This is a genomic window from Amycolatopsis sp. NPDC088138, assembly GCF_044741685.1.
Taxonomy (GTDB): domain Bacteria; phylum Actinomycetota; class Actinomycetes; order Mycobacteriales; family Pseudonocardiaceae; genus Amycolatopsis.
The window spans coordinates 1-23,843 of the sequence record NZ_JBIUTB010000014.1; the positions used below are offsets into that span (position 1 = coordinate 1).

Annotated in this window: 24 protein-coding genes; 15 read left to right on the top strand and 9 right to left on the bottom strand. The window is 73.1% G+C overall.

Going from position 1 to position 23,843, the window contains the following annotated elements:
- The first annotated feature begins 200 nt into the window (after window positions 1-200).
- Window positions 201-1,019, top strand: coding sequence for an LLM class flavin-dependent oxidoreductase (locus ACIOD2_RS49935; RefSeq protein ID WP_400553173.1), 819 nt, complete (start codon window positions 201-203; stop codon window positions 1,017-1,019).
- On the opposite strand, the gene ACIOD2_RS49940 is transcribed toward ACIOD2_RS49935, so the two are convergent.
- Window positions 973-1,917 carry a threonine/serine dehydratase gene (locus ACIOD2_RS49940; RefSeq protein ID WP_400553174.1) on the bottom strand — a complete coding sequence of 315 codons (945 nt, stop codon included), beginning with the start codon at window positions 1,915-1,917 and terminating at the stop codon, window positions 973-975. The genes ACIOD2_RS49935 and ACIOD2_RS49940 overlap by 47 nt on opposite strands.
- Before the next feature lie 84 nt (window positions 1,918-2,001).
- Here ACIOD2_RS49940 and ACIOD2_RS49945 point away from each other — a divergent pair, with 84 nt between their 5' ends.
- Window positions 2,002-2,886 carry a LysR family transcriptional regulator gene (locus ACIOD2_RS49945; protein ID WP_400553175.1) on the top strand — a complete coding sequence of 295 codons (885 nt, stop codon included), beginning with the start codon at window positions 2,002-2,004 and terminating at the stop codon, window positions 2,884-2,886.
- A 1-nt stretch (window position 2,887) separates the two neighbouring features.
- Here the strand turns inward: ACIOD2_RS49945 and ACIOD2_RS49950 are convergent, their stop codons facing one another.
- Window positions 2,888-3,895, bottom strand: a complete 1,008-nt coding sequence (locus ACIOD2_RS49950) for an aldo/keto reductase (RefSeq protein ID WP_400553176.1) — start codon at window positions 3,893-3,895, stop codon at window positions 2,888-2,890.
- A 126-nt stretch (window positions 3,896-4,021) separates the two neighbouring features.
- On the opposite strand from ACIOD2_RS49950, the gene ACIOD2_RS49955 reads away from it, so the two are divergent.
- Entirely contained in the window at window positions 4,022-4,870 is an 849-nt protein-coding gene (locus ACIOD2_RS49955; RefSeq protein WP_400553177.1) for a helix-turn-helix transcriptional regulator, read from the top strand.
- Between the two features lies 1 nt (window position 4,871).
- On the opposite strand, the gene ACIOD2_RS49960 is transcribed toward ACIOD2_RS49955, so the two are convergent.
- Both ACIOD2_RS49960 and ACIOD2_RS49965 read right to left on the bottom strand, forming a co-directional pair.
- The gene (locus ACIOD2_RS49960) at window positions 4,872-5,525 is read right to left on the bottom strand and encodes a hypothetical protein (protein WP_400553178.1); all 654 of its coding nucleotides are present in this window, start codon (window positions 5,523-5,525) and stop codon (window positions 4,872-4,874) included.
- Between the two features lie 48 nt (window positions 5,526-5,573).
- Window positions 5,574-6,497: a LysR substrate-binding domain-containing protein gene (locus ACIOD2_RS49965; RefSeq protein WP_400553179.1), complete on the bottom strand. Its 924-nt coding sequence runs from the start codon at window positions 6,495-6,497 to the stop codon at window positions 5,574-5,576.
- 73 nt (window positions 6,498-6,570) lie between these two features.
- On the opposite strand from ACIOD2_RS49965, the gene ACIOD2_RS49970 reads away from it, so the two are divergent.
- The 4 genes from ACIOD2_RS49970 (at window position 6,571) to ACIOD2_RS49985 (ending at window position 10,869) form a co-directional block, all read left to right on the top strand.
- On the top strand, window positions 6,571-7,488 hold the full coding sequence (locus ACIOD2_RS49970; protein ID WP_400553180.1) for a DMT family transporter: 918 nt from the start codon (window positions 6,571-6,573) through the stop codon (window positions 7,486-7,488).
- Window positions 7,489-7,498: 10 nt separating this feature from the next.
- Entirely contained in the window at window positions 7,499-8,395 is an 897-nt protein-coding gene (locus ACIOD2_RS49975; RefSeq protein WP_400553181.1) for an NAD(P)H-binding protein, read from the top strand.
- Window positions 8,392-9,009, top strand: coding sequence for a lysostaphin resistance A-like protein (locus tag ACIOD2_RS49980; protein WP_400553182.1), 618 nt, complete (start codon window positions 8,392-8,394; stop codon window positions 9,007-9,009). Before ACIOD2_RS49975 ends, ACIOD2_RS49980 begins: the two co-directional genes overlap by 4 nt.
- A gap of 66 nt (window positions 9,010-9,075) precedes the next feature.
- The gene (locus tag ACIOD2_RS49985; protein WP_400553183.1) at window positions 9,076-10,869 is read left to right on the top strand and encodes a glycoside hydrolase family 76 protein; all 1,794 of its coding nucleotides are present in this window, start codon (window positions 9,076-9,078) and stop codon (window positions 10,867-10,869) included.
- 37 nt (window positions 10,870-10,906) lie between these two features.
- Here ACIOD2_RS49985 and ACIOD2_RS49990 read toward each other — a convergent pair whose 3' ends face one another.
- The gene (locus tag ACIOD2_RS49990; RefSeq protein ID WP_400553184.1) at window positions 10,907-12,109 is read right to left on the bottom strand and encodes a carbohydrate-binding protein; all 1,203 of its coding nucleotides are present in this window, start codon (window positions 12,107-12,109) and stop codon (window positions 10,907-10,909) included.
- Between the two features lie 145 nt (window positions 12,110-12,254).
- Here ACIOD2_RS49990 and ACIOD2_RS49995 point away from each other — a divergent pair, with 145 nt between their 5' ends.
- On the top strand, window positions 12,255-12,872 hold the full coding sequence (locus ACIOD2_RS49995; protein WP_400553185.1) for a SecDF P1 head subdomain-containing protein: 618 nt from the start codon (window positions 12,255-12,257) through the stop codon (window positions 12,870-12,872).
- Here the strand turns inward: ACIOD2_RS49995 and ACIOD2_RS50000 are convergent.
- Complete coding sequence (locus ACIOD2_RS50000; protein WP_400553186.1) at window positions 12,869-13,633, bottom strand: hypothetical protein; 765 nt, start codon at window positions 13,631-13,633, stop codon at window positions 12,869-12,871. The two genes, ACIOD2_RS49995 and ACIOD2_RS50000, sit on opposite strands and share 4 nt — an antisense overlap.
- Before the next feature lie 10 nt (window positions 13,634-13,643).
- Window positions 13,644-14,123: a MarR family winged helix-turn-helix transcriptional regulator gene (locus ACIOD2_RS50005; protein WP_400553187.1), complete on the bottom strand. Its 480-nt coding sequence runs from the start codon at window positions 14,121-14,123 to the stop codon at window positions 13,644-13,646.
- Between the two features lie 82 nt (window positions 14,124-14,205).
- Here ACIOD2_RS50005 and ACIOD2_RS50010 point away from each other — a divergent pair, with 82 nt between their 5' ends.
- Window positions 14,206-14,847, top strand: coding sequence for an FMN-dependent NADH-azoreductase (locus ACIOD2_RS50010; protein ID WP_400553188.1), 642 nt, complete (start codon window positions 14,206-14,208; stop codon window positions 14,845-14,847).
- 48 nt (window positions 14,848-14,895) lie between these two features.
- Here the strand turns inward: ACIOD2_RS50010 and ACIOD2_RS50015 are convergent, their stop codons facing one another.
- Window positions 14,896-15,609, bottom strand: a complete 714-nt coding sequence (locus tag ACIOD2_RS50015; RefSeq protein ID WP_400553189.1) for a M24 family metallopeptidase — start codon at window positions 15,607-15,609, stop codon at window positions 14,896-14,898.
- 189 nt (window positions 15,610-15,798) lie between these two features.
- On the opposite strand from ACIOD2_RS50015, the gene ACIOD2_RS50020 reads away from it, so the two are divergent.
- From ACIOD2_RS50020 to ACIOD2_RS50045, 6 genes are all read left to right on the top strand, one after another.
- Window positions 15,799-16,008 carry a TOBE domain-containing protein gene (locus ACIOD2_RS50020; protein ID WP_323326127.1) on the top strand — a complete coding sequence of 70 codons (210 nt, stop codon included), beginning with the start codon at window positions 15,799-15,801 and terminating at the stop codon, window positions 16,006-16,008.
- An 81-nt stretch (window positions 16,009-16,089) separates the two neighbouring features.
- On the top strand, window positions 16,090-16,596 hold the full coding sequence (locus ACIOD2_RS50025) for an ATP-binding protein (protein WP_400553191.1): 507 nt from the start codon (window positions 16,090-16,092) through the stop codon (window positions 16,594-16,596).
- A 39-nt stretch (window positions 16,597-16,635) separates the two neighbouring features.
- Window positions 16,636-17,565, top strand: a complete 930-nt coding sequence (locus ACIOD2_RS50030; RefSeq protein ID WP_400553192.1) for an AraC family transcriptional regulator — start codon at window positions 16,636-16,638, stop codon at window positions 17,563-17,565.
- Between the two features lie 77 nt (window positions 17,566-17,642).
- Window positions 17,643-18,635, top strand: coding sequence for a carbon-nitrogen hydrolase family protein (locus ACIOD2_RS50035; protein ID WP_400553193.1), 993 nt, complete (start codon window positions 17,643-17,645; stop codon window positions 18,633-18,635).
- The gene (locus tag ACIOD2_RS50040) at window positions 18,632-19,597 is read left to right on the top strand and encodes a GlxA family transcriptional regulator (RefSeq protein ID WP_400553194.1); all 966 of its coding nucleotides are present in this window, start codon (window positions 18,632-18,634) and stop codon (window positions 19,595-19,597) included. Before ACIOD2_RS50035 ends, ACIOD2_RS50040 begins: the two co-directional genes overlap by 4 nt.
- Window positions 19,598-19,661: 64 nt before the next feature.
- A complete protein-coding gene (locus tag ACIOD2_RS50045; RefSeq protein ID WP_323326137.1) occupies window positions 19,662-20,288 on the top strand; it encodes a response regulator in 627 nt (208 codons plus the stop codon).
- Here ACIOD2_RS50045 and ACIOD2_RS50050 read toward each other — a convergent pair.
- A complete protein-coding gene (locus tag ACIOD2_RS50050; RefSeq protein ID WP_400553195.1) occupies window positions 20,269-23,688 on the bottom strand; it encodes an indolepyruvate ferredoxin oxidoreductase family protein in 3,420 nt (1,139 codons plus the stop codon). The genes ACIOD2_RS50045 and ACIOD2_RS50050 overlap by 20 nt on opposite strands.
- Window positions 23,689-23,843 lie beyond the last annotated feature (155 nt).

Here is a 23,843-nt window from a genome sequence, read left to right on the forward strand (position 1 = left end):
CGGTCGTCGCCGTGGCCGGCCTCTACCGGGCCCGCCGCCAGGACGACGCCCGCGAACCGGCGCGCCAGTAGTTCAATGCCGTGAAGGCCACCTTGAGGGACTCAGAGTCCCTCAAGGTGGCCTTCACGGACGTTCGTGGTGGCACGGCCGGGCGCGGCGGTGGTTTGATCGGGTCAACGACACAAGCGGGGGTTGATCCGATGGCTCAGAAGGCGTTCCGGTTCGGTGTGGTCGCGGCGGCCCAGGAGGGCGGCGCGAAGTGGCGGGAAACCGCGCGCCGGGCCGAGGAGCTGGGCTATGCGACGCTGCTCTCGCCGGACAACCTGAACCTGCCGACCCCGACGGCGTCGCTCGCGACGGCCGCGGCGGTCACCACGACCCTGCGTGTCGGCTCGTTCGTGCTGGCCGGCCCGCTGCGCACGGCCCGCGCGGCGGCCTGGGAGGCGCACAGCCTGACGGTCATGACCGACGGCCGGTTCGAGCTCGGCCTCGGCACCGGCCTGCCGTCGATGCGGCAGCAGGCCGAGGAGCTGGGCCTGCCCTACGGCAACGGCCAGGAGCGGCTGGACTCGATCTCCGAGACCATCGACCACGTCCGCCGGCTCGACGGTGACACGCACACGCCGGTGATGCTCGCCGCGGGCGGGCCCAAGGCGCGCCGGCTCGCCGGGGCGAAGGCCGACATCGTCACCCTCGCCGGGGGTGTGCTGACCACCCGCGACGAGTTCAAGTCGCACGTCGAGGAGATCCGGACCGCCGCGGACGGCCGGGACCTCGAGCTGGCCCTCAACATCTTCGTCGTCGGCGAGGTCGTCCCGCCGTGGATCCGCGGGTTCATCGGCGTCGACGCGGAGACGCTCATCGAGCACGACTCGCTGACCATGCTCCGTGGCAGCGTCGACGACATGGCCGCGGAGCTGGAACGCCGTCGCGACGAACTCGGCGTCTCCTACGTCAGCGTCAACAGCGCCTTCATCGAGGAGTTCGCGCCGCTGGTGGAGCGCTTGACGGGGAAGTGAGCGTCGCGGGGTCGGTGTTGGCGCCGCAGAGCAGCACGGCGACGCGCTCGCCGGGCGCGGGCACGTAGGCGCCGCCGAGCAGCGCGGCGTAGGCCGTCGCCCCGCCCGCTTCGACGGCGAGGCGGTAGCGGTCCCACAGCGTCGCCCGGGCTTCGATGATCGCGGCGTCCTCGACCAGGACCGAGCCCGCGCCCGTCCGGGTGGCCACCGCGAAGGCGATGTCACCGAGCCGGGACGCACCGAGCGAGTCGGCGGCCGGCCCGGACACTTCCACCTGGACCGGCTCGCCCGCGTCCAGGGCCGAGTGGAGCGTCGGGATCGTGCGCGGCTCGACGCCGACCACCCGCGCCCGGCCCTCGACCGCCGCGGCGATGCCCGCCAGCAGCCCGCCGCCGCCGACCGCGACCAGGATCGTGTCGAGCCCGTCCACCTGCTCCAGCAGCTCCAGGCCGACCGTGCCCTGGCCGGCGCAGATCTCCGGCTGGTCGTAGGCGTGGCAGAACAGCGCGCCGCTGTCGGCCGCGTGCTTCACGGCCGCGTCGTAGGCGTCCGCGTACTTGTCGCCGACCAGCTCGACGGCCGCGCCGAGCGCGTGCAGCTTCGCCACCTTCACCGCGGGCGCGGTCGTCGGGACGAAAACCCTAACGGCCACGCCGAATTCGCGGGCGGCGTACGCGACGGCGAGACCCGCGTTGCCACCGGACGCGGCAACCACTCCGGCGGCGGACAGCTCACCCGCGGCGATGATCCGGTTGAACGCGCCGCGGGCCTTGAACGAGCCGGTGTGCTGCAGGTGCTCGAGCTTGAACCACACGCCGTCGTCGGAGAAGACGGGTGTCCGGCGGACCCGGCCGTGGATCCTCGCGGCGGCGCGTTCGACGTCCGAAGTGCTGATCATGGCCCCAGCATGCGCGCGGCCGGACGTAAGCACCAGCGACGTCTCCTATGCTGCCATCAGCAACGCTTACGGCTGGAGGCCCCCGTGCTCGACGCCCACCGCCTGGCCCTGCTCGCCGAGGTCGCGCACGCCGGTTCCATCGCCGGTGCGGCGCAACGGCTTTCGTTCACGCCGTCCGCCGTCTCGCAGCAGCTGGCCAAGCTCGAACGCGACGTCGGCGCCCCCCTGCTGCACCGCAACCCGCGCGGGGTGACGCTCACCGCCGTCGGCGAAGGCCTGCTCACGCACGCCGAAACCATCGTCGGGGAGCTGCGGACCGCCGAGCGGACCGTACGGGCGCTGCTCGGCGAGGAGCCGGCGCAGCTGACCGTCGGCACGTTCGCCAGCGCGGGCGCGACCCTCGTGCCACCCGCGCTCGCCGGGTTCCGCGACGCGCACCCCGCCGTCGCGCTGCGCCTGCTCGACCTGGAGCCGCCCGACGGGTACGGCCTGGTCAGCTCCCGCGAGCTGGACCTGCTCATCACCCACCGCTATCCCGGGGCGCCGCTGCCCGACCCGCGCGGCCTCGAGCGGACGCTGCTGCGTTCGGAGCGGTTCCGCCTGATCCTGCCGGAAGGGCACGCGAAGGCCCGGGTCCGCCGTCTCACCCTGCGCGGGCTCGCGGGGGAGGACTGGATCTCGGGCAGCCCCGGCGTGCCCAACCGGGTGTGCCTCGAGCAGCTCGCGGACGCCGCCGGGGTGACGCTGCGCGTCGCCCACGAATCCCGCGACTACCAGGTGATCCTGGCGCTGGTCGAGGCCGGGCTGGGGATCGCGTTCGTGCCCGAAAGCGTGCTGGAGCGCGCCGGCCGCGCGCGGATCGAGGTCCGCGACGCGGCGGACGCCCAGCCGGCCCGCGACGTCTTCCTGGTGCACCACAAGCGCCCAGGCCGGTTGGTGACGGAGATGGCGGACCGGTTGCGGGCCTGACTCACCGCCGTCGCAGGTGCGGGTTCTCGATCGCGGGCGCCGCCGCCTTGTAGTTGTCGTGCCGGTTGACCTCCGTACCGGCCGGCACGATCGCGTCGATCCGGTCCAGCACGTCGCCGGGCAGCGGCCCGGACGCGGCCAGCAGGTCGTCGAGCTGCTCCGGGGTGCGCGGGCCGATCAGCACCGACGTCACGGCCGGGTGGCTCAGCACGAACCGCAGCGCGAGGTGGGCCAGCGGCAGGCCCGCCTCGGCGGCGACCTTCCGCAGCCGCTCGACGGCCTCGGCCCGGGCGCGGTTCTCCGGGATCGCGAGGTCGAACACCTCGGGCATCATGCCCGCGCGGTGGCTGCGCGCCGGGTCGCGGTCGGTCAGCCAGCCGCTGGACAACGGCCCGTAGGTCAGCACGCCCATGCCGTGGCGCTGGGCCGTCGGCAGGACGTCGTTCTCGATGATCCGGGTCAGCATCGAGTACCGCGGCTGCTCGGTGCGGAACCGGTGGTGCCCGCCGCGCCGGGCGGCCCACTGCGCCTCGACCATCAGCTCGGCCGGGAACGTCGACGAGCCGATCGCGCGCACCTTGCCCGCCCGGACGAGCTCGGACAGCGCGCCGAGCGTCTCGTCGATGTCGGTGAGGTGGTCCGGCCGGTGCATCTGGTAAAGGTCGATGTGGTCGGTGCCGAGCCGCTTCAGGCTGGCCTCGACGGCCAGCTTGATCCACCGCGGCGAGCCGCCCGCCTGGTTGGCGTCCGGGCCCATCGGCATGGAGAACTTCGTGGCGAGCACGACGTCGTCGCGGCGGCCCTTGAGCGCTTCGCCGACGATCACCTCCGACTCGCCGTGGGAGTAGACGTCGGCGGTGTCGACGAAGTTGATCCCGGCGTCCAGCGCCGCGTGGATCATCCGCACCGACTCGGCGCGGTCGGTGTTGCCCATGGCGCCCAGCATCATGGCGCCGAAGGCGAAGCGGCTGACGGAGATGCCGGTGCCGCCCAGGATTTCGCGTTCCATCTCGTTCTTCCTTCTCGGTGACGTGCCTCCAGGTAACCCCCGCCGGGCGGCCGGGTGGGAGGACTGGTCCCACCGGGGGTCCAGCAGACCCCCGCACGCGCGCCGCGGCCGTCCTACGCTGGAGGGATGAGCGAAGGCAACCCGGAACTGCGGGACTTCCTGCGGGCCCGTCGCGCCCGGGTGACCCCCGAGGACGCCGGGCTCGCGCCGGAACCCGGGGTCCGGCGCGTCCCGGGGCTGCGGCGGGAAGAGGTCGCGCGGCTGGCCGGGGTGAGCGTCGACTACTACGTCCGGCTCGAACGCGGGCGGAACCTGAACGTCTCGGAGTCGGTGCTGGACGCGATCGCGCGGGCGCTGCAGCTGGACGAGACCGAGCGGCGGCACCTGTTCGCGCTGGCCAAGCCGAGCCGCCGCCGGCCGCGGACCCCGCCGCCCCAGCGGATCCGGCCCGGGCTGCTGCGGGTGCTCGAGACGCTGGACGACGTCCCGGCGATCGTCACCGGCCGGCGCTTGGACGTCCTCGGCGCCAACCGGCTGTCCAAGGCCCTCTACCGCGACTTCGACGCGCTGCCCCCGCGCGAGCGCAACATCGCCCGGTTCGTGTTCCTCGACCCGCAGGCCCGCGACCTGTACGCGGACTGGGAGTCGGCCGCCCGCAGCGTCGTGGCGACGCTGCACCTGTACGCGGGCCGCAACCCCCACGACCCGCAGCTGGCCGAGCTGATCGGCGAGCTGTCGGTGCGCGACCAGGACTTCCGCCGCTGGTGGGCCGACCACGACGTCTACCAGCGCACGAACGGCACGAAGCACTACCGGCACCCGGTGGTGGGGGAGCTGATCCTGGGCTACGAGGCGCTGGCCCCGACCGGGGACCCGGACCAGGTGCTGGGGGTGCACACGGTGGAGCCGGGGTCACCGTCGGAAGAACGGCTGCGGCTGCTGGCCAGCTGGGCCGCGGAACCGGCGACGCCCTGAGTCAGCCCGCCGGCCGCCAGGTCCCGCAGAACAAATCCATTTCGACGTGGTCCGGTTCGCCGCCGTACTCGGTTCGATCGGCCTGCTCGGCTGCCCAGAGGAGGTAGTCACGCCAGGTGCTGGTCCACCACCCGCTCGTGAACCGCGGGGCGGCGCCTGCCTCGGGAGGCAGCCGTGCCGCCACGACACTGTCGAGGATCAGCGGCTGAGGACCGCCGTGGCCGCGGCGATAGCCCGCGAAGTAGAGGATCTTGGTGAAGAACGCCGGGCCGAGGCCCTTGAGTTTCGCCGTGCTCCGCAACTGCTCGTAGCAGTCGAGCAAGGTCGCGAGGGGGACGAGTTCGGCGCGCAGACCGGCCAGGGCGGTGTCGAGGTGATCGGCGGCCAGGTCGTGGCGGAGGATCCGGTTCGTGCGATGCGGGCCGTAGCCGCGGACTCCGTAACCCCAGGCCAGCACGCCGGCCGCGAACTGCACGCTCGTCACCTCCCCTGATCGCCAGCGCTGGGCGAGGGCGAACACGTCGGCGCGCCACACCTGGCCGCTGAGGGCGAACGCGTCAGGCCAAGCGCCAGGCGGTAGGTGGGAGGCCCACCGTGACGAGGCGACCGTGATCGCTTGGGGTTCCCCAGGCAGCCCGAGATTCGACATGCCCATGAGTCGCTCGCACCGCAGTCACCGTTTCGGCGGGGCACGTCCCGAGCATCAGCCGGTCGGCCGCATCGCGCTTTCGAACCGGGCCGACGCCTCGCGCAGCGCGTCCAAGCACGCCCGGACCGCGCCGCGGTCCTCCTCGCCGGTTCGGCAGATCGCGTGGATCGTGCGGGTCAGCGCCGGGCGGGTGGTCAGGATGCGGACTCCGTCCGGGAGCCGCTCGCGGGCCAGGCGGGGGACCAGTGCCGCGCCCACGTTGCCCGCCACCAGGGCCAGCTGGGTCGGGTAGCCGCCCACCGTGCAGCTGATCCGGGGCTCCAGCCGCTGCTTGCGCAGCACCTGCACCAGCCAGTCGTAGCACCCGGAGCCGGCGGTCCAGCCGATCCACGGCAGGTCGTCCACTTCGGACAGATCGACGGTCTTGCGGTGGGCCAGGCGGTGCCCGGCCGGCAGGGCGAGGTCCGCGACGTCGGAGAACAGCTCGATGCGCGTCGTCGACGGCGGGATGACCGTCGGGCGGTCCGCCCAGCTCTCCAGCACCGCGACGTCGAGGTCGCCGGCCAGCACCCGGGGCATCGTCTGCTCGGCCTCGCCCTCGTGCAGCGTCACCGCCAGCCGCGGGTGCTGCGCGGCCAGGGTCGCCAGCGCCGGGGGCAGCAGGGCGTGCACGGTCGTCGGGATCGCGCCGATCCGCAGTGGCCCGATGACGTCCTCGCGCAGCAGCTCCAGGTCCGTCTTCGCCTCGGCGACCTGCGCGAGGATCCGCTCGGCGTGCCCGGCCAGCACCGCACCCGCCTTCGTCAGCCGGACGCCGCGGCCGCGCGGCTCCAGCAGCGGCTGCCCGGCCTCCTTCTCCAGCTTCGCCAGCTGCTGCGAGACGCCCGAAGGCGTCATGTGCAGGGACGCGGCCGCCGCGGCGACCGAGCCCTGGGTGGCGACGGCGTGCAGCGCGCGCATCCGCTCGAGTCCGAACACGGTAGTGATCCTACCGAGTTCCCCGCAGAAACATTCGCTTGTCCTTGACAGTCGGGGCGCTCACGCTGGAGACGTGACCCTGACTGCCACCCAACCGACGTTCACCCAGCGGGTCGACCCGCGCCTGCTCGCCGCACTCGGCAGCTTCTGCATCTCGCTGTCGTCGGTCTTCATCAAGGTCTCGCACACCAGCGGCGCCACCAGCGCGTTCTGGCGCTGCCTGCTGTCGTTGCCGGTCCTGTTCGCGCTGGCCTGGTGGGAGCGGCGCAAGGCCGCCCCGGGCACGCGACGCCGGGTGCTGTTCCCGCTGCTGGCCGGGGCCGGGCTCGGCCTGGACTTCGTGCTCTGGGGCGAGGCGATCCCGCGCGTCGGCGCCGGTATCGCGACGGTGCTGCTGGCGGTGCAGGTGGTCATCGTGCCCGTGCTGGCGTTCGCGTTCCTCGCGGAACGGCCGTCGAAGCGGTTCCTCGTGGCCGCGCCGGTGCTGCTCGGCGGGGTGGTGCTGGCCGGCGGCTTCGCCGGGACCGGCGCGTTCGGGCCCGACCCGGTCACCGGCGCCGTCGCCGCGCTCGTCGCCGGGGCCGGGTACGCCGCCTACCTGTTCCTGATCCGGCTCAGCGGCGGCGCCGGGACGCAGTCGCACTCCCTGCTCCTGGCGACGTTCTCCGCGGGCACGGTCGCCTTGGTGCTCGGCCTCCCGTCCGGCACGCTCGACCTGGCCCCCGGGTGGCCCGCGTTCGGCTGGCTCATCGCGCTCGCCCTGGTCGGCCAGCTGACCGGGTGGCTGCTGATCTCGGCCGCGCTGCCCCGGATGACGGCGACCGCCGGGGCGACGCTGATGCTGCTGCAGCCGGTCGGCGCGGTGCTGCTGGGTATCGGCCTGCTGGGCGAGACGCCCGCCGTCCTGCAGCTCGTGGGCTGCGCCGGTGTCCTCGCCGCCGTCTGCTTCGCCGGGACGCGGCGACCTGCGGACCGGCGCGGTCAGGGCTAGCGTCACGAGGATGCGAGTACTGGTAGCCGGAGCTTCGGGCTTCGTCGGCAGCAGGTTGTGCCCGGCCCTGGAAGAAGCGGGGCACGACGTGCTCGCGATGACCCGCCGTCCCGAAAGCTACGAGGGGGCCGGGGAACCCGTGCGCGCCGACGTCGCCGACGTCGGCTCCCTGCGTGACGCCCTGAAGGGCGCCGACGCCGCGTACTACCTGGTCCATTCGCTCGACAGCTCGGACTTCAAGCGCCGCGACTCCGAAGCGGCGCGTGCCTTCGCCCGCGCCGCGGCCGACGCCGAGGTCGGCCGGATCGTCTACCTCGGCGGGCTAGGCGACGACGACGATTCGCTGTCGGAGCACCTCGCCAGCCGCCGCGAGGTCGAAGAGCTGCTCGGCGAAACCGGCGTGCCGGTCACCGTGCTGCGTGCCGGGATCGTGATCGGCCACGGCGGCACGTCGTGGGAGCTGACCCGCCAGCTCGTCGAGCACCTGCCGGCGATGATCACCCCGCGCTGGGTCGGCACCCGCACCCAGCCGATCGCGATCGCCGACGTCGTCCGCTACCTGGTCGGCGTGCTCGACCACGCGGAGGCCAAGGGCCGGGCGTTCGACATCGGCGGCCCCGAGGTGCTGGCCTACCGGGAGATGCTGCAGCGCGTCGCGGCACTCGAAGGCCGTCCGCTGGTGATCGTGCCAGTCCCGCTGCTGTCGCCGCGCCTCTCGTCGTACTGGCTCTCCCTGGTCACCGACATCGACGTGCAGACCGGGCGCTCCCTGATCGACTCGATGACGAACGAGGTCGTCGTCCGCGACGACAGCATCCGCCGGATCGTCGAGTTCGAGCCGATGGACTACGACGAAGCCGTGCTGCAGGCCCTCAAGGAGCGCGCGCAGAGCAGGCGGGCCGGGTGAAGGGGCGGTTCCTGACGGCGGTGACGGCCGCCGGGACCGCGTTGCTCGGCGCGTCCCTGTCCAGCCCGCCCGCGTCCAAGCGGTTCTACGGCCTCACCGGCGGTGTCGCCGCGACCTGGCTGGCGGGGGCACGCGCGGCCGGCCCGGTGCACCGGGGCCGTCGTGACGTCGCAGGACCGGTGCTGGCCGGGGCGGGCGCGTTCGGCGTGTTCTACGGCTGTGCGCTGGTTTCGCGGCACATCCCGCCGCTGCGCCGCGCGATCGCCGGGGTGCTCGACTACGCCCACCGCGGTTCGACGACGTCGGTGGTCGTGACGACGCTCGTCACGGGCGCGGCCGAGGAGGTCTTCTTCCGCGGCCCGCTGTACGACGCGCTGGGCACCCGCCGCTCGACCGCGGTGTACGTGCTGTCGACGTGCGCGACCCGCAACCCCGCGCTGGTACTGGCGTCGGCGGTGATGGGGACGGTGTTCGCCTGGCAGCGCGGCCGCTCGGGCGGGGTCCAGGCGCCGGTGCTGACGCACGTGGTCTGGTCCTCTCTGATGCTGGCGGTCATGCCGCGGCTGTTCGACTCCCCGTCGGCCGATGTCCGGAACGAGCCAGAACCGCGCTGAATCCTTTTCTCCCGCCACCGGATTTCCTATCCTGAAAAGAAACCCGGTGCGTGGAGAGGGATGTCGATGCGGACATTGCTCGTGCTCCTGCTCGTCCTCGGTTCCCTGTCACCCCTCTCGCCTCTCTCGTCACGGCCCGCCGCGGCGGCCACCGCGGTGTGCGCGACCTCCTGCGACACGCTCGATCCGTCGCGAGCCGCGCGAGAGAGCTTTCCCTTGCCCGACAAGGTGATCAACGGCCGGGTCGTGCGCCTGCACGCCTCCGACCCCGACGGCATGGCCTGGGCGAGCATCGACAACGGCGTGGCCAACGACGCCGTCTGGCTCGACCGGTCCTGGGACGGCGGCGCGAGCTGGGAAGGCCTGCTGGGCAAGGCCACCATCCCCGGTTCGTGGACCGGCACCCGCACCCTGATGTACAACCTCACCGATCCGGCGCACCACCGCCGCGGCCTGGTCCGGGCCTGCGGGGACGCACAGGGGGTCGCCTGCACCGCGTGGATCTACCCGGACGTCTGCGACGCGGCGTGCGACCGCAGCGCCCCGGGCTCCGGGGACGCCCAGCCGGTCGCGCCGACGACGTTGTACGGCCGCACGATCCGGCTCCACTTCGACGGCCGCGGCATGGCGTGGGCCGGGATCGAAGCGGGCGGCGCCGGCGACGAGATCTGGCTCGACCGCTCCTGGGACGCCGGGGCGAGCTGGCCGGACGGCTCGTCGCTGGGCCGCACGAGCGTCGCGTCGGGCGCGACCGGGACGCACACCACGGCGTTCGCCACCCGCGACCCGCGCGGCCGGCTGTACGGCGGCGCCGTGCGCGCGTGCGGTCGCGAAGCCACGCACGCCTCGGGCAGCTGCACGGCCTGGGCGCGTCCGGCGACGACCCGGGCGGCCGGCGCGGTGGACGCGCTGATGTGGTCCTACGAGCCCTACACCGCGTGGTGGCCGTCGAGCTGGTGGAACTCGGCCGTCGCGGTGACCGCCGTCGCGGACGCGGGCGGCTTCGACACCGCCATGGCCCGCACGCTGGACGTCAACCGGGCCGTTTTCCCGGCCGGGGGACGGAGTTCCGACCCGATCGAGGGCGACTTCGTCAGCCGCGCCATCGACGACAGCGCGTGGTGGGGGCTGGCCTGGATCGCCGTCTACGACCGCACCCGCGACCCGCGGTACCTCACCGAGGCGACGACGATCGCCAACTACGTCAACGGGTTCTGGGACACGAGCAGCTGCGGCGGCGGGGTGTGGTGGAACCGTGAGCGGACGTACAAGAACGCCGTCACGAGCGGGTTGTACCTGCGCCTGACCGCGTCGCTGCACACGCGGATCGCCGGGGACACGGTGTGGGGCCAGCGGGCCCGGACCGCGGGCGACTGGTACCTGAACAGCGGGCTGATCAACGGTTCCGGCCTGGTCAACGACGGCCTGACGTCCTCGTGCGCGAACAACGGCCAGACCGTCTGGACGTACAACCAGGGCCTCGGCATCGGCGGGCTCGTGGAACTGTGGCGGGCCACCGGCGTCACGTCCTATCTGGACGCCGCGCGCCGGCTGGCCGACGCGGCGATGTCCCGGCTGACCTCGAACGGCGTGCTCGTCGAGTCCTGCGACGCCGCGAACTCCTGTGACGACAACCAAAAGCAGTTCAAGGGCGTCTTCATGCGCTACTTCGGCGACCTGGCGAACGCGACGGGGTCGGCGACTTACCGTGCCTTCGCGCAGAAGCAGGCCGACACGCTGTGGGCGGGCGATCGCGACTCGCTCAACCGGATCGGTGAGCGCTGGGCCGGGGGCACGCCGAACACGGCCGACTGGCGGACCCAGGCGTCCGGGCTGGAAGCGGTGCTTGCGGCGGGGTAGGCCGGGCCGTCCGGTCCCGGGGACGGCCCGGCCTGGCTCAGCAGTGGCCGAGGTCGGCCCACTGCGCGGTGAGGCCGGGCTCGGAGCCCTGCGTCCACCAGTTCGCCTGCCAGAGGTGGCTGTTGTGCTTGACCCGCTGGCCGCCGAGGTAGACGGTGCCCCAGTCCCACTCCGCCGCGCTCGAGCAGTTCGCCGGCTGGGTCGGCGTGGTCGGGGTCGTCGGCGTGGTGGGTGTGGTCGGCGTGGTCGGGGTGGTGGGCGTGGTCGGGCTGGTCGGCGTGGTGCAGTTGCCGGAGCCGACCGTGTCGACGTGCGCGGTGCCCGCGCCGCGGTAGGTCGCGGCCTGGGCGACCGCGGCCGACGGCGCGACGACCTGGTTGCCCGCGTAGTAGGTCCAGTCCACCTGCTCGGTGTAGGTGCTGGTGCCGCTCGTGTGGCCGGCCGTGTCGATGAACCACATGTTGTAGTTGATCGACATCGGCGTGCGCGGGTAGACCGGGTCGCCCTGGGCGTCGGTGGTGTGGTCCGCGGTGAGCACGCCGTCGAGGTAGTACTTCACGTGCCCGCCGGAGACCTGCGTGACGACGTCGTGCCAGCCGTCGAAGCTGCGGTTCTGCGCGGTCGAGGTGCGCAGGCCGTCCCAGGTCGGGTTGTTCCAGTAGGTGTACCAGGACGTCTGGTAGTTCGCGGTCGAGCCGCCCCAGCCGCCGTTGGGCAGGTACTCGGAGAAGTCGAGCTCGCTGTAGAGCGGGTCGCGGTCGTACCGCAGCGGCGAGATCGTGAAGTAGGTTTCGTTGACGTGGTCGCCGTCCGTGCCGCTGGTCGGCGTGTCGGTGAACTTGACCCGGCTGGCGTAGGTGCCTTCCTGGAACCGCAGCTGGTTCTGGTACATCTCGGCGTGGGTGGTGCCGTTCGCGCTGCCGTCGGTGGACGCGTTGAGCTGCGCCACCTTTTCCCCGTTCACCGTGGGGAAACTGATGTTGCTCGTCAGCCAGCGCGCACCGGGCACGCCGGGGCTGCCGACGTCGTTGCGGGTGGTCCAGCCGGCCGCGCCGAAGGCGGAGTCGGCAGGGGAGCCGTAGTGGAAGTCGTCGAACAGGACACCGCACGCGGCGGTGACGGTGGCGGGGGTGGCGGCGGCCGGGCTGGCGTCGGCGCCGTGGGCGAGCACGAGCGCGGCCGCCGTAGCCGTCACGGCGGCGAGCGCCGCGGCGGTCTTGGCCGGTTTGCGGGGGGACATGGTGGTGTCTCTCCTCTCGGGGGAGGTACCTCGAAGAGCGGACAGATTGGTCTAGACGAATTGGCCTCAGTAGCGTGAGGCTTACCATTGGTAATGTCAAGGATTTACCAGTGGTAAGTTCCCGATCCGGCGCCGGGACGACACAATGGCAGCCGTGCGGACCTTCGCGGCGCTGGCCGTCCTCGTGCTCGTCGCCGGCTGTGCGGTTCAGGTGCCCGGCACGGCTCAGCCGTCGGGAAACGGCTTCGTCGTCAAGGACGGGACGCAGCTGCGCTTCCGGCCGGTCCTGACGGAGCTGCCGCCCTCGCCGCCGACCGGCTCGGCGGCGGACCGGCAGAGTGCCGATCCGGCCGCGCAGCAGGCCGCCGCGGCGGCGCTCGACTGCGCCCAGGGCAGCCCGGACCCGCTGGCGGGCCGGGACGACCCGGCGCTGCCGCTGGTCAGCTGCGACCGCGCGCAGGGCACGAAGTACGTGCTGGGCCCGGCGTTCCTGAGCGGCACCGACGTCGGCTGGGTCGACGCCCGCCTCGATCCGCAGACCGGGAGGGCGGTCATCGGGATCCGGTTCACCACGGCGGGCACCCGGACGTGGGCCGACTGGACGGGCGGGAACGTCGGCAAGCAGGTGGCGATGGTGCTCCAGAGCCGCGTGCTCACGGCGCCGCAGATCCAATCCGCCATCACCGGCGGCGAAACGCAGATCTCGGGCCAGTTCACGCTGCCCGAAGCGCGGCAGCTGGCCCACGACATCGCGGGCGGCTAGGGCGGCCGGATCGCTTCGATCTCGAGGTCCTTCAGCAGCGCTTCGATCAGCAGCGGGGACCCGGCGACCTTGGTGGCCCACAGGTCGTAGTCGGTGCACAGGCACCATGAGCGGTCCTCGGCCCAGAGGTTGGACGGGCTGAAGCCGGTTCCGGGGTCGTCGTACAGGATCCCGGCGTCACCGAGGATTCCCTTGCGCACGTGGAGGTTCTCGAAGTCGGCGGCCCCGAGCGTCAGCGGGCTGTAGTAGGCCAGGCAGCGGGTGTCCGGGCCCGCGGGACTGTGCTCGGCGAGGATGCCGATCAGCCGCGTCCAGGTCTCGCGGTCCAGGCTTCCCTCGGCGGGCGGGATGATGCCGAGCGGCCAGCTGCCCTCCTTTGTGGCCGAGGGAAAGCAGCGGTACGAGGGCAGCAGCCCGTCCGGCACGACGGGATCGCCGGTGCGCCGGGCGAGCTCCGCCCAGCGCAGCCGCCGCCACCCGGGGCCGGGGTGCCCGGCGCGGCCCAGTCCGCCGCCGGTCACCGTGCTCCCGGCTTCGAGGTCCACGCCGTTGACGGCTTGGGGCCGGGCGCTTCCGTCCGCGAGCCGCGCCTGGTGGTACTCGTGGTGCGACGTCCCGGTCGGCCCGTCCTCGTGCTCGTACATCGTGTTGAGCACCCAGGCCGCGTCCGGCATCGCCGGCGGCATGAAGCCGGTCAGGCCGTCGCCGCACAGCTCTCGCAACCAGTCCGTCGTGCCGGACTCCGCGCGCGGCCACCGCATCGGCTGGGCCTCAGCAGCCCGGGCGGGCCACGGCTTCCGTGCAGGCTTCCGCGTTCGTCGTGTTCGTCACCTGCTGCAGCAGCGTGTAGAGCGTCTCGCGCTGGTCGGCGTCCAGGTCGCGGAACACCTCGTCCTCGACCGCGGCGAGCGCGAACTCCGCCCGTGCCAGCAGCTTCGCGCCGACGTCGGTCAGCTCGACGATGTGCCGGCGGCGGTCGACCGGCGAGCGCCGGCGTTCGATCAGGTTCTCCGCCTCGAGCTCGTTGAGCAGCCCGACGACGTTCGTGCCGTCGATCTCCAGGATCTTCGCCAGGTCCTGCTGCGAGCTGCCGCCCTGGTCGCGCAGCACGGTCAGGGCGATCAGGTGGCGCGGCCGCAGCCCCAGCGGGGTCAGCACCGACTCGCTGCGCAGCCGCAGCCGGCGCGCGAGGTGGTCGAGCAGCGCGCCGCAGCGGTGGGGCGGCTGGTTGACGACCGGCAGCGAGGTCATGCGCCCAGTATATGGGCGACCCGATGATCGGTGTGCTATTAATGGTTTGTCTAACACCAACGATCTATGGACGGCAAACAACATGGCGCATCTCCTGCACATCGACTCGAGCATCACCGGCGAGGCTTCGGTGAGCCGCAGGCTCAGCGCGCGGGCCGCGGCCGCGTGGCGGGCCGCCCACCCCGACGGCACGGTGACCTACCGCGACCTGGGGGAACACCCGCTGCCGCACCTCGACGCGGCGAGCGGGACGGCCCGCGCGGTGCCGCCGGAGCAGCACACGCCCGCGCAGGCGGCGTCCTGGGCGCTGACCCGGGAGCTCGTCGGCGAGATCCAGGCGGCCGACACCGTGCTGCTGGGCCTGCCGCTCTACAACTTCGGCCCGCCGAGCAGCGTCAAGACGTGGGTCGACCACCTCATCGCCCCCGGGCTCTCGGTCGACCACGCGACGATGTCCGGCCTGCTCGGCGGCCGCGACCTGATCGTGCTGGCCAGCCGCGGCGGCGGGTACGGCGAAGGCACGCCCCGCGCGGGCTGGGACCACGCCGAGGCGTGGCTGCCGCACGGCCTCTCGCTGACCGGCCTGGAGCCGCGGTTCATCACCGCCGAGCTGACGCTGGCGCACGTGAACCCGGCGATGGCGGAGCTCATCCCGCTGGCCGATGCCAGCCTCGCGACGGCCGAGCGCACCATCGACGAGCTGTGGGCGACCGCGCGGGTCTGACGCGGCGGGGTTCTCCTCACCGGCGTCGGGGGCTGGTGAGGAGAACCTTTACGACGCGGCCGGGCCCAGGTCGAGCAGCTGCTCGAGGAAGCCGCCGATCTCGCGTTCGCGGTCGACGAGGTGAACCTCCAGGATCCAGTGCGACGCCTGGCCGTTGCGGTCCGGCCGCCGCATCGGCTGGTCGCTGCCCGGCGCGATGTAGGACGCGATCTTGGCGCCGTCGATCGTCTCGTGCGGGAACTGGCCGACCAGGTGCCCGGCGATCTCGCCGCCGAACTCCCAGCCCGCCTCGTGCGCCAGCTGGACCATGTGCGCGTAGAGCTGCTCGCCGGTGATGTCGGGCAGCGCGTCGAAGTACGCGCGCCCGGCGTCGAACACCTTCGGCAGGGCGTCGCGCAGCGCGTGCTTCACCGGGTCGCCGCCCAGCACGAACGTGCGGCCGAAGTCGGCTTCCCAGTCCTCGAAGATCGGGCCGAAGTCGGCGAAGGCGATGTCGTCCTCGCCGAGCACGCGGTCCGGCGGGTTCTCGCGGTAGGGCCGCAGCGTGTTGACCCCGGCCCGGACGATCCGCTTGTGCCAGTAGCGGCGGATGCCCAGCAGGTCGCCGGCCAGGTCGCGGATCGCGTCACTGGCCTCGGTCTCGCGCACGCCCGGCGCGAGGATCCCGCGCTCCTCGACCGCCGCGAACAGCTCGACCGCCTTCGCCTGCGCGTCCAGCAGCCGCTCGGCCCGCAGCGCTTCGTCCTCGACCAGCTCGCCCATGGGCCGACGGTAGCAAGTCACACCGGGTTCGCGGGTGCTCCTCAGCGCGTCCCGCCGTGGCGCAGCTGCGGTGATCCGGCCTGCCCCGGTGCCGCACCACCCGATCGTGCCGGGCGGCTTCCGGCGGCGTGACCTGCGAAAAGGCCGTAGCCTGGCGCGGTTCGCACCCCAGCACCGCTAAGGAACACCATGCGTCTCTCCACCCGCAACCAGCTCACCGGCACCGTCGCGGCCATCAAGCCGGGCGCCGTGATGTCCGTCGTGACCGTCGAGCTCGACGGCGGCCAGCAGGTCGTCGCGTCCATCACGAAGGACGCCACGGAGGAGCTGGAGCTGGCTCCCGGCAAGCCGGTGACCGTGCTCGTGAAGTCCACGGAGGTCATGCTCGGCGTCGAGTGACGTCCTCCTTACGGGTGGTTCCCGGACGGGTGGCATGATGCGTGACTCGAACAGTGGCACCCGGGCCGAGGAAGGTCAGGTTTGAGCGCGCACACCTCCCAGATGGACGACCTCCGGCTGGTCGCGCAGCCCAGCGCGCTGCCGGTGACGGATCTGTTCGTCCGGCTGATTCTCACCGACTGGTCGTTGAAGCCGATGCTCGATCAGGTCACCGCGACCGCGAGACGCCTGGTCGAGGCGGTCATCAACGCCGGCGATCCGAAGGCACCCCCGTTCGTCACGCTGCGGCTGCGCCTCAGCGCCGAGTACCTGCTGGTGGAGGTCGACGACAACCTCCCCCAGCTGCCGGCGCCGCAGGCCCGGCCCGGCGAGCGCATCGGCGTCGACCCGGCCCCCGGCGGCGGCCGCACCACCTGGTGCGAGCTGGCGCTGCCGGGCGGGATGACGGCGAAGCAGGTGCGCCTGCCGCGGCGGGGCGATCGCCGGACGCTGGTCGACGAGCCCGTCTCCGGTGATCCGGTGGCGGCGGACCCGCAGGTCCTCGAACGGCTGCTCACCCGGCTGAGCGGCTGGTCCGGCGAGGGCTGAGCACTGGCTTTCCTGCCCTGGTCGTCGCACCATGGCGGGATGAGCGAGTGGTCGACGTCGGCGGTCGGGCGCGAGCACGCGTTCGAGTACTGGCGTGACCTCATCTGCGACACGTTCGTCCAGCTGAGCGCCACCCCGACCCGGCCGGGCGGGTTCGACGGCCGGCTCACGCACGCCGACCTGGGCGGCCTCGAGCTGTCCACGGTCCACGCCGGCGGCCAGCGGGTGCGGCGCACGCCGCGGCTGATCGCCCGGGCCGGCGAGCAGTACCTGCTGGCCAGCATCCAGACCGGCGGCCGCGGCCGCGTCGAGCAGGACGGCCGCGTCGCGGAGCTGGGCCCGGGCCGGATGGCGCTCTACGACAGCACCCGCCCGTACACCCTGCACTTCGACGACGCCTTCGAGCAGGTCGTCGTCCAGGTGCCGCTGACCGCGATCCTCGCCGAGACGGGCCTGCGCGACGCCGCTCGCGTCACGGCGGTTTCCCTGCCGGCCGACGGGCCCGCGGGTGTCGTCGCGCAGTTCTTCCACGGCCTGTCCCGGATGTACCCCGCCGACCCGGACGCCGCCCGCGCGCTGGCCCAGCACGGGCGCGGCCTGCTGGCCTCGGTCCTCAGCCTCTCGAGCGGCCGCGCACCTTCGGACCAGTCGCTCGCGCGGGAACGCGTGCGCGCCTTCCTCCGCGCCCACCACGCCGACCCGGCCCTGTCGGTCGACGACGTCGCCGCCGCGTGCGCGGTGTCGAGGAGGACGCTCTACCGCCTGTTCGACGGCGGGGTCGGCCCGGTGCTGCGCGAGATCCGCGTCGAGCACGCGCGAGTCCTGCTGCGCGCGGAGCCGGACCGTCCGCTGGGTTCGGTGGCCGCGGCGTGCGGGTTCGCCGGTGACCGGCAGCTGCACCGGGTGTTCCGGGAGGCGACCGGCCTGACGCCGGGGGAGTTCCGCGCGGGTGGCACGCCCCGTCGGTGATCCGGCACGGGACGTCGGTGCCGTGGCGCCGTCCCGGGTGGACAGTGGGGGAAATCCTTTCGCCCCAGGAGGTTCCCGTGACCCAGCAGGTCCGCGTCGCCGCCGTCCAGGCCGAACCCCGCTGGCTCGACCTCGCCGCCGGGGTCGACCAGGTCGTCGACCTCATCGCCCAGGCCGCCCGCGGCGGCGCCGAGCTCGTCGCCTTCCCCGAGACGTTCCTGCCCGGCTACCCGTGGTGGATCTGGCTCGACTCCCCGGCGTGGGGCATGCAGTTCGTGCCCCGGTTCGCGGCCAACTCGCTGACCCGCGACGGCGCCGAGATGGGCCGCATCGCCGCCGCGGCCGGCGAACACGGCGTGCACGTCGTGCTCGGGTTCAGCGAGTTCGACCAGGGCAGCCTGTACATGGCGCAGGCGTTCCTCGACGACACCGGCGAGGTGATTTCCGTGCGCCGCAAGCTGAAGCCGACGCACGTCGAGCGCAGTGTGTTCGGCGAAGGCGACGGCAGCGACATCCAGGTCCACGACACCCGGCTCGGCAAGCTGGGCGGGCTCAACTGCTGGGAGCACTTCCAGCCGCTGACCAAGTACGCGATGTACAGCCTCGGCGAGCAGATCCACGTCGGGTCGTGGCCGAGCTTTTCGGTCTACCGCGGCGCGGCCACCGCGCTCGGCCCCGAGGTCAACACCGCCGCGAGCCGCGTCTACGCCGTCGAGGGCCAGTCGTTCGTCGTCGCGCCGTGCTCGGTGGTCGGGCCCGCCGCCCACGAACTGTTCTGCGACACCGAAACCAAGCGGCAGCTGCTCGCCCTGGGCGGCGGCTTCGCGCGCATCTACGGCCCGGAGGGCAGCGAACTGGCCGAGCCGCTGCCGGAGACCGAAGAGGGCCTGCTGTTCGCCGACCTCGACTTCTCGCTGATCGCCATCGCCAAGTCGGCCGCCGACCCGGTCGGGCACTACTCGCGCCCGGACGTCTTCCGCCTGCACGTCAACCTCGCTCCGGCGCCGCGCGTCGTGCACGCGCCCGCCGAGGAGCCGGCGGACGGGGAGCTGGTGATACTGGAGCGGTGAAAGCCCGTCCCGTCCTCGTCGTCCTCTACGACGGCGTCCGCCTGCTCGACGTCTCCGGCCCGCTGGAGGTGTTCGCCGAGGCCAACGAGCACGGCGGCCGCTACGAGCTGCGGACGGCGTCGCCCGGTGGTGCGGACGTCCGCGCGAACACCGGGACGCGCCTCGGCGCCGACCTGGACCTGGCGGCGGCGGACCCGCGCGGGGCGACGGTGCTGGTGCCCGGCGGCCCGGTGTGGGCCCGCACGATCGCCGACACCGAGCTGATCGCGCAGATCCGCCGCCTCGCCGACGGCGCGAACCGGACGGCGTCGGTGTGCGCGGGCGCGTTCGCCCTGGCCGCGGCGGGCGTGCTCGACGGCCGCCGCGCGACGACGCACTGGGACCTGCTCGACCAGCTCGCCCGCCGCTTCCCGCTGGTCCGCGTCGACGTGGACGCGATCTTCGTCAAGGACGGCCCGGTGATCACCTCGGCCGGGGTCACCTCCGGCATCGACCTGGCGCTCGCGCTGGTCGAGGAGGACCTCGGCCCGGACATCGCGCGGCTGGTGGCCAAGCACCTGGTGGTGTTCCTGCAGCGGCCGGGCGGGCAGTCGCAGTTCAGCGTCCGGCTGGAGACGGGCCGCCCGCGTCACGAGGTCCTGCGGACGCTGCTGGACTCGGTCGCGGCGGACCCGTCGGCCCCGCACACCCTCGGTGACATGGCGGCCCGCGCGGGCGTGAGCGTCCGTCACCTGACCCGGCTGTTCCGCGAGGAGACCGGCCGCACGCCGGCCCGGTTCGTCGAGCAGATCCGCCTGGAGTTCGCCCAGCAGCAGCTGGAGGGCACCACCGACCCGCTGGACGTGATCGCCCGCCGGTCGGGCTTCGGTTCGGTGGAGACGCTGCGGCGGTCGTTCGCGCGTGGTCTGGGTGTCACGCCGAGTGACTACCGGGCGCGGTTCCGGACCACGGGCGTTTCCTGAACGTTTCCGCCTCACTGTCCGTGCTTCCCAACAGGGGCGTAATCGACGTGAGGAGGACCTTGTCGTGCGGATCGTGATCGCCGAAGACGACGCACTGCTGAGAGAAGGGCTGGTGCTGCTCCTGGGCAGCGCCGGCTTCGACGTCGCGGCCGCCGTCGACCACCCCGACGACCTGCTCGCCGCGGTCGGGACCCAGGCACCCGATCTGGCCGTCGTCGACGTGCGGCTGCCGCCCACGTTCACCGACGAAGGCCTGCGTGCCGCTCTCGAAGCGCGCCGCCGGGCGCCCGGCCTGGCCATCCTCGCGCTGTCGGCCTTCGTCGAGGACGGCTACGCGGGCGACCTGCTGGCCGCGGGCGGCGGCGGGGCCGGCTACCTGCTCAAGGAGCGGGTCGGGAAGGCCGACGAGTTCCTCGACGCCCTCAAGCGCGTCGCCGCCGGCGGGACCGTGCTCGACCGGGACGTCGTGGCCCTGCAGCTGGCCCGGCGGCGGCCCGGTGACCCCGTCACCACGCTCACCGCCCGCGAACGCGAGGTCGTCGCGCTGCTCGCCGAGGGGCATTCGGTCCCGGCGATCGGGCGGCTGCTCGGCATCGGCACGGAAGCCGCGCGCCGGCACGCCGGGGACGTCAGCTCGAAGCTGCGCGTCCCCGACGAAGCCCAGGCGATGCTCAGTTACCTGCGTGCGTGAGGGCCAGCACTTCGGCCTGCTTCGCGCGGTACCGCTCGACGTTCGCCAGCTTGACGTCCTCGTAGCCGCGCACCAGGTCCGGCAGCTCGGCCAGCGCGAGGACCTGCGCGAGGTCGACGTCCTCGGCCCGGAACGCCTTGACCACCACACTCCGGTAGTCCTCGACCAGCTCGCGCTCGACGCGGCGCACCTCGGCGCGGCCGAACGGGTCGAACTTCGTGCCGCGCAGCCGCCGCAGCGCGTGCAGCAGCCGGAACGCCGGGCGGAACCACGGGCCGAGGCTGATCTTGCGCTTCATGCCGAGCGCGCGCAGCACCGGCGGGTGCAGGCGGAAGGCGTAGCGGGTGCCCGCGCCGAACTGGTCGGCCAGCCCGGCCGTGAACGCCGGGTCGAGCGAGAGCCGCGCGACCTCGTACTCGTCCTTGTAGGCCATCAGCTTGTAGAGGTGCTTCGCGACGGCTTCGGTGACCGCCGTCGGCCCGTCCTCCAGCACCCGCACCTGCTCGACGAACTCGGCGTACGCCCGCGCGTACGCCTCGTCCTGGTACGCGACCAGGTCGGGGATCCGGATGTCGAGCAGCCGCGCCAGCTCCGACTCGGCTTCCGCGTGCACCAGCGCGCGCACGGCCGGGGCCGCGGGCTTCGGCGCCGCGACCGGCGCCGGGGTGAGCGCGGCCTCCAGCGCGGCCGGGTCGGCCACGAGCTGGCGGCCGCGGCGGAAGGCCTGCAGGTTCGCGGCCACCGCGGTGCCGTTCAGCTCGATCGCCCGCTCGATCACCGCGACGGGCAGCCCGATCACGCCGGTCTGGAAGGCCGCGCCGAGCTGCAGGACGTTCGCGAACTGGTCGTCGTCGAAGAGCGACTCGGCCAGGCCACGCGCGTCCAGCGACACGGTGCGGGCGGCCGCCGCCTCCAGCGGCGCGAGCACGCTGCCGGGGCTGGGGAACGCCACCGTCGTGTCGACGACCATCCGGCCGGTCGGCACCTCGGTGGTGGACACGACCGCCGTCGTGCGCGCCGGGTCGGCGACCCCCAGGTTCACCGGGTCGGCGCCGACGAGCGCGTCGCAGGCCAGGTAGAGGTCGCACTCCGCGGTCGCGAGCTTCGGGGCCTGGGCGACCGGCTCCGCCGTCACCTTCAGGTCGGAGACGACCGCGCCGCCCTTCTGCGCCAGCCCGGTCTGGTCCAGCGTGCGGACGTGCCGGCCGTCGAGCACCGCGGCGGTCGCCAGGATCTGCGTCACCGTGACGACGCCGGTGCCGCCGATGCCGGTGATCCGCACGGTGAAGTCCTTCGCCGCGGCCGGGGGAGCGGCGTCGGCGTCGGCGGCCAGCTCGGCCAGCTTGCGGTGCTGCTTGCGGCCGGTCGGCACGACCGTCACGAACGACGGGCAGTCCCCGGCCAGGCAGGAGTAGTCGACGTTGCACGACGACTGGTGGATCGTGGTCTTGCGGCCGAACTCGGTGGCCACCGGCTGCACCGACAGGCAGTTCGACTTGGTACCGCAGTCGCCGCAGCCCTCGCAGACGCGCTCGTTGATCACCACGCGCGTCGCGGGCGTCTCCTGCTTGCCACGGCGGCGTTTCCGCCGCTTCTCGGCCGCGCACTCCTGCTCGTGGATCAGCACGGTGACGCCGCGGACGGCGGCCAGTTCCTCCTGCGTGCGCAGGAGTTCGGTGCGGTCGCGGACCTCGACGCCGGCGGGCAGCTTGCGGCGGCGCAGAGCCCCGGGCGCGTCACTGGTGATCACGACCTGCTTCGCGCCTTCGACGAGCAGCAGCTCGGCGACCTTCTCGACCGGCAGCGCGCCGACGGCGTCCTGCCCGCCGGTCATCGCGACGGCCGAGTTGTAGAGCAGCTTGTAGGTGATGTTGACGCCGGCCGCGACGGCCGCGCGCACGGCGAGGCTGCCGGAGTGGGTGAAGGTGCCGTCACCGATGTTCTGCACGAAGTGCTCGGCCTCGACGAACGGCGCCATCCCGATCCACTGGGTGCCCTCGCCGCCCATCTGCGTCACGCCGAGGACGGTGCCGACCTGGTCGGGCTCCATGAACAGGGCCATCGTGTGGCAGCCGATGCCGCCGCCGACCAGCGTCCCTTCCGGAACCTTCGTGGACGAGTTGTGCGGGCAGCCCGAGCAGAAGTACGGCGTCCGCGCGAGCAGCGGCACGGAGATGCGCTCGCGGCGGCGGCGTCCGCGCCAGGCCTCGACCGACGGGATCTCTTGGTGCGCGGCGAGCCGCCGGGCCAGTCCGGTGGCGACGACGTCCGGGTCCAGCTCGCCCAGCTCGGTGAACAGCGTCCGGCCGTCGGCGTCCTTCTTGCCGTGGACGGCAGGCGCGCCGGGGACGCCGTAGAGGACCTCCTTGAGCGCGGACTCGATGAACGAGCGCTTCTCCTCGACGACGACGATCTCGTCGAGCCCGTCGGCGAACTCGCGGACGATCGACGGCTCCAGCGGGTGGATCGCGCCGAGCTTGAGGATCCGGATCCCGTGCCGCTCCAGGGTTTCCTCGGTCAGCCCGAGGATGCGCAGGGCCTGCTGGACGTCCAGGTAGGACTTCCCGGCCGAGACGATGCCGATCCGGTCGGCCGGCCCGCGCGCGGTGATCCGGTTGACGCCGCTCAGCCGGAGGTACTCGAGCGCCAGCGGCAGCCGCACGGTGAAGAGGCTGCGCTCCAGCGCGGCGAGGCTCGCGCCGAGCAGCTTCGACGTCGGCGCGTGCCGGTACGCCTGGCCGCCGAGCTCGGGTGCTGTCCACTGTGGACTCACCTGGGCGGTGCCGGACGCGTCGGCGACGTTCGCCACGACCTTCAGCGACGACCACAGGCCGCTGGCGCGGGACAGCTCGACCGCGTGCATCCCGAAGTCCAGGACGTCCTGCGAGTCGGCCGGGTACAGGATCGGGATGGCCAGGTCGGCCAGCGCCAGCTCGGAGGCGCACGGGACCGTCGAGGACTTGGCGTTCGGGTCGTCGCCGACCAGCGCGACGGCGCCGCCGCGCGGGTCGGTGCCGGCCAGGTTGGCGTGGCGCAGGGCGTCGGAGGCGCGGTCGAGGCCGGGCGCCTTGCCGTACCAGAACCCGGTGACCCCGCGCTGCCCGCCGGCGCCCGCGACGAGCTGGCTGCCCATCACCGACGTCGCGGCCAGCTCCTCGTTGAGCCCGGGGCGGTGCACCACGGCGTGCTTGTCCAGCAGCGTCGCGCGGCGGCCCAGCTCGAGGTCGTACCCGGCCAGCGGCGAGCCCTCGTAGCCGGAGACGAACACGGCGGGGTCGCCGCCGCGGGCGCGGTCGTGGCGGACGCGGTCGAACAGCAGCCGCACCAGGGCCTGCACCCCGGTGAGGTGCACGGTCCCCGCCTCCCGCAGATAGCGGTCCTCCAGCGTGAACGTCTCCACGACGCGGCTCCCTTCGCCCTCGCGCGGCTGTGCTCCGGCGCACAGTGCGATGCGGGCCACGGCACACGCTATCGACGTCCCACGCAACAGCCGCGGCGGGTTCACCCTTCGGTACGCAAACTTCGGCGGTCATGATCGACGATTGGCCCGGTTTT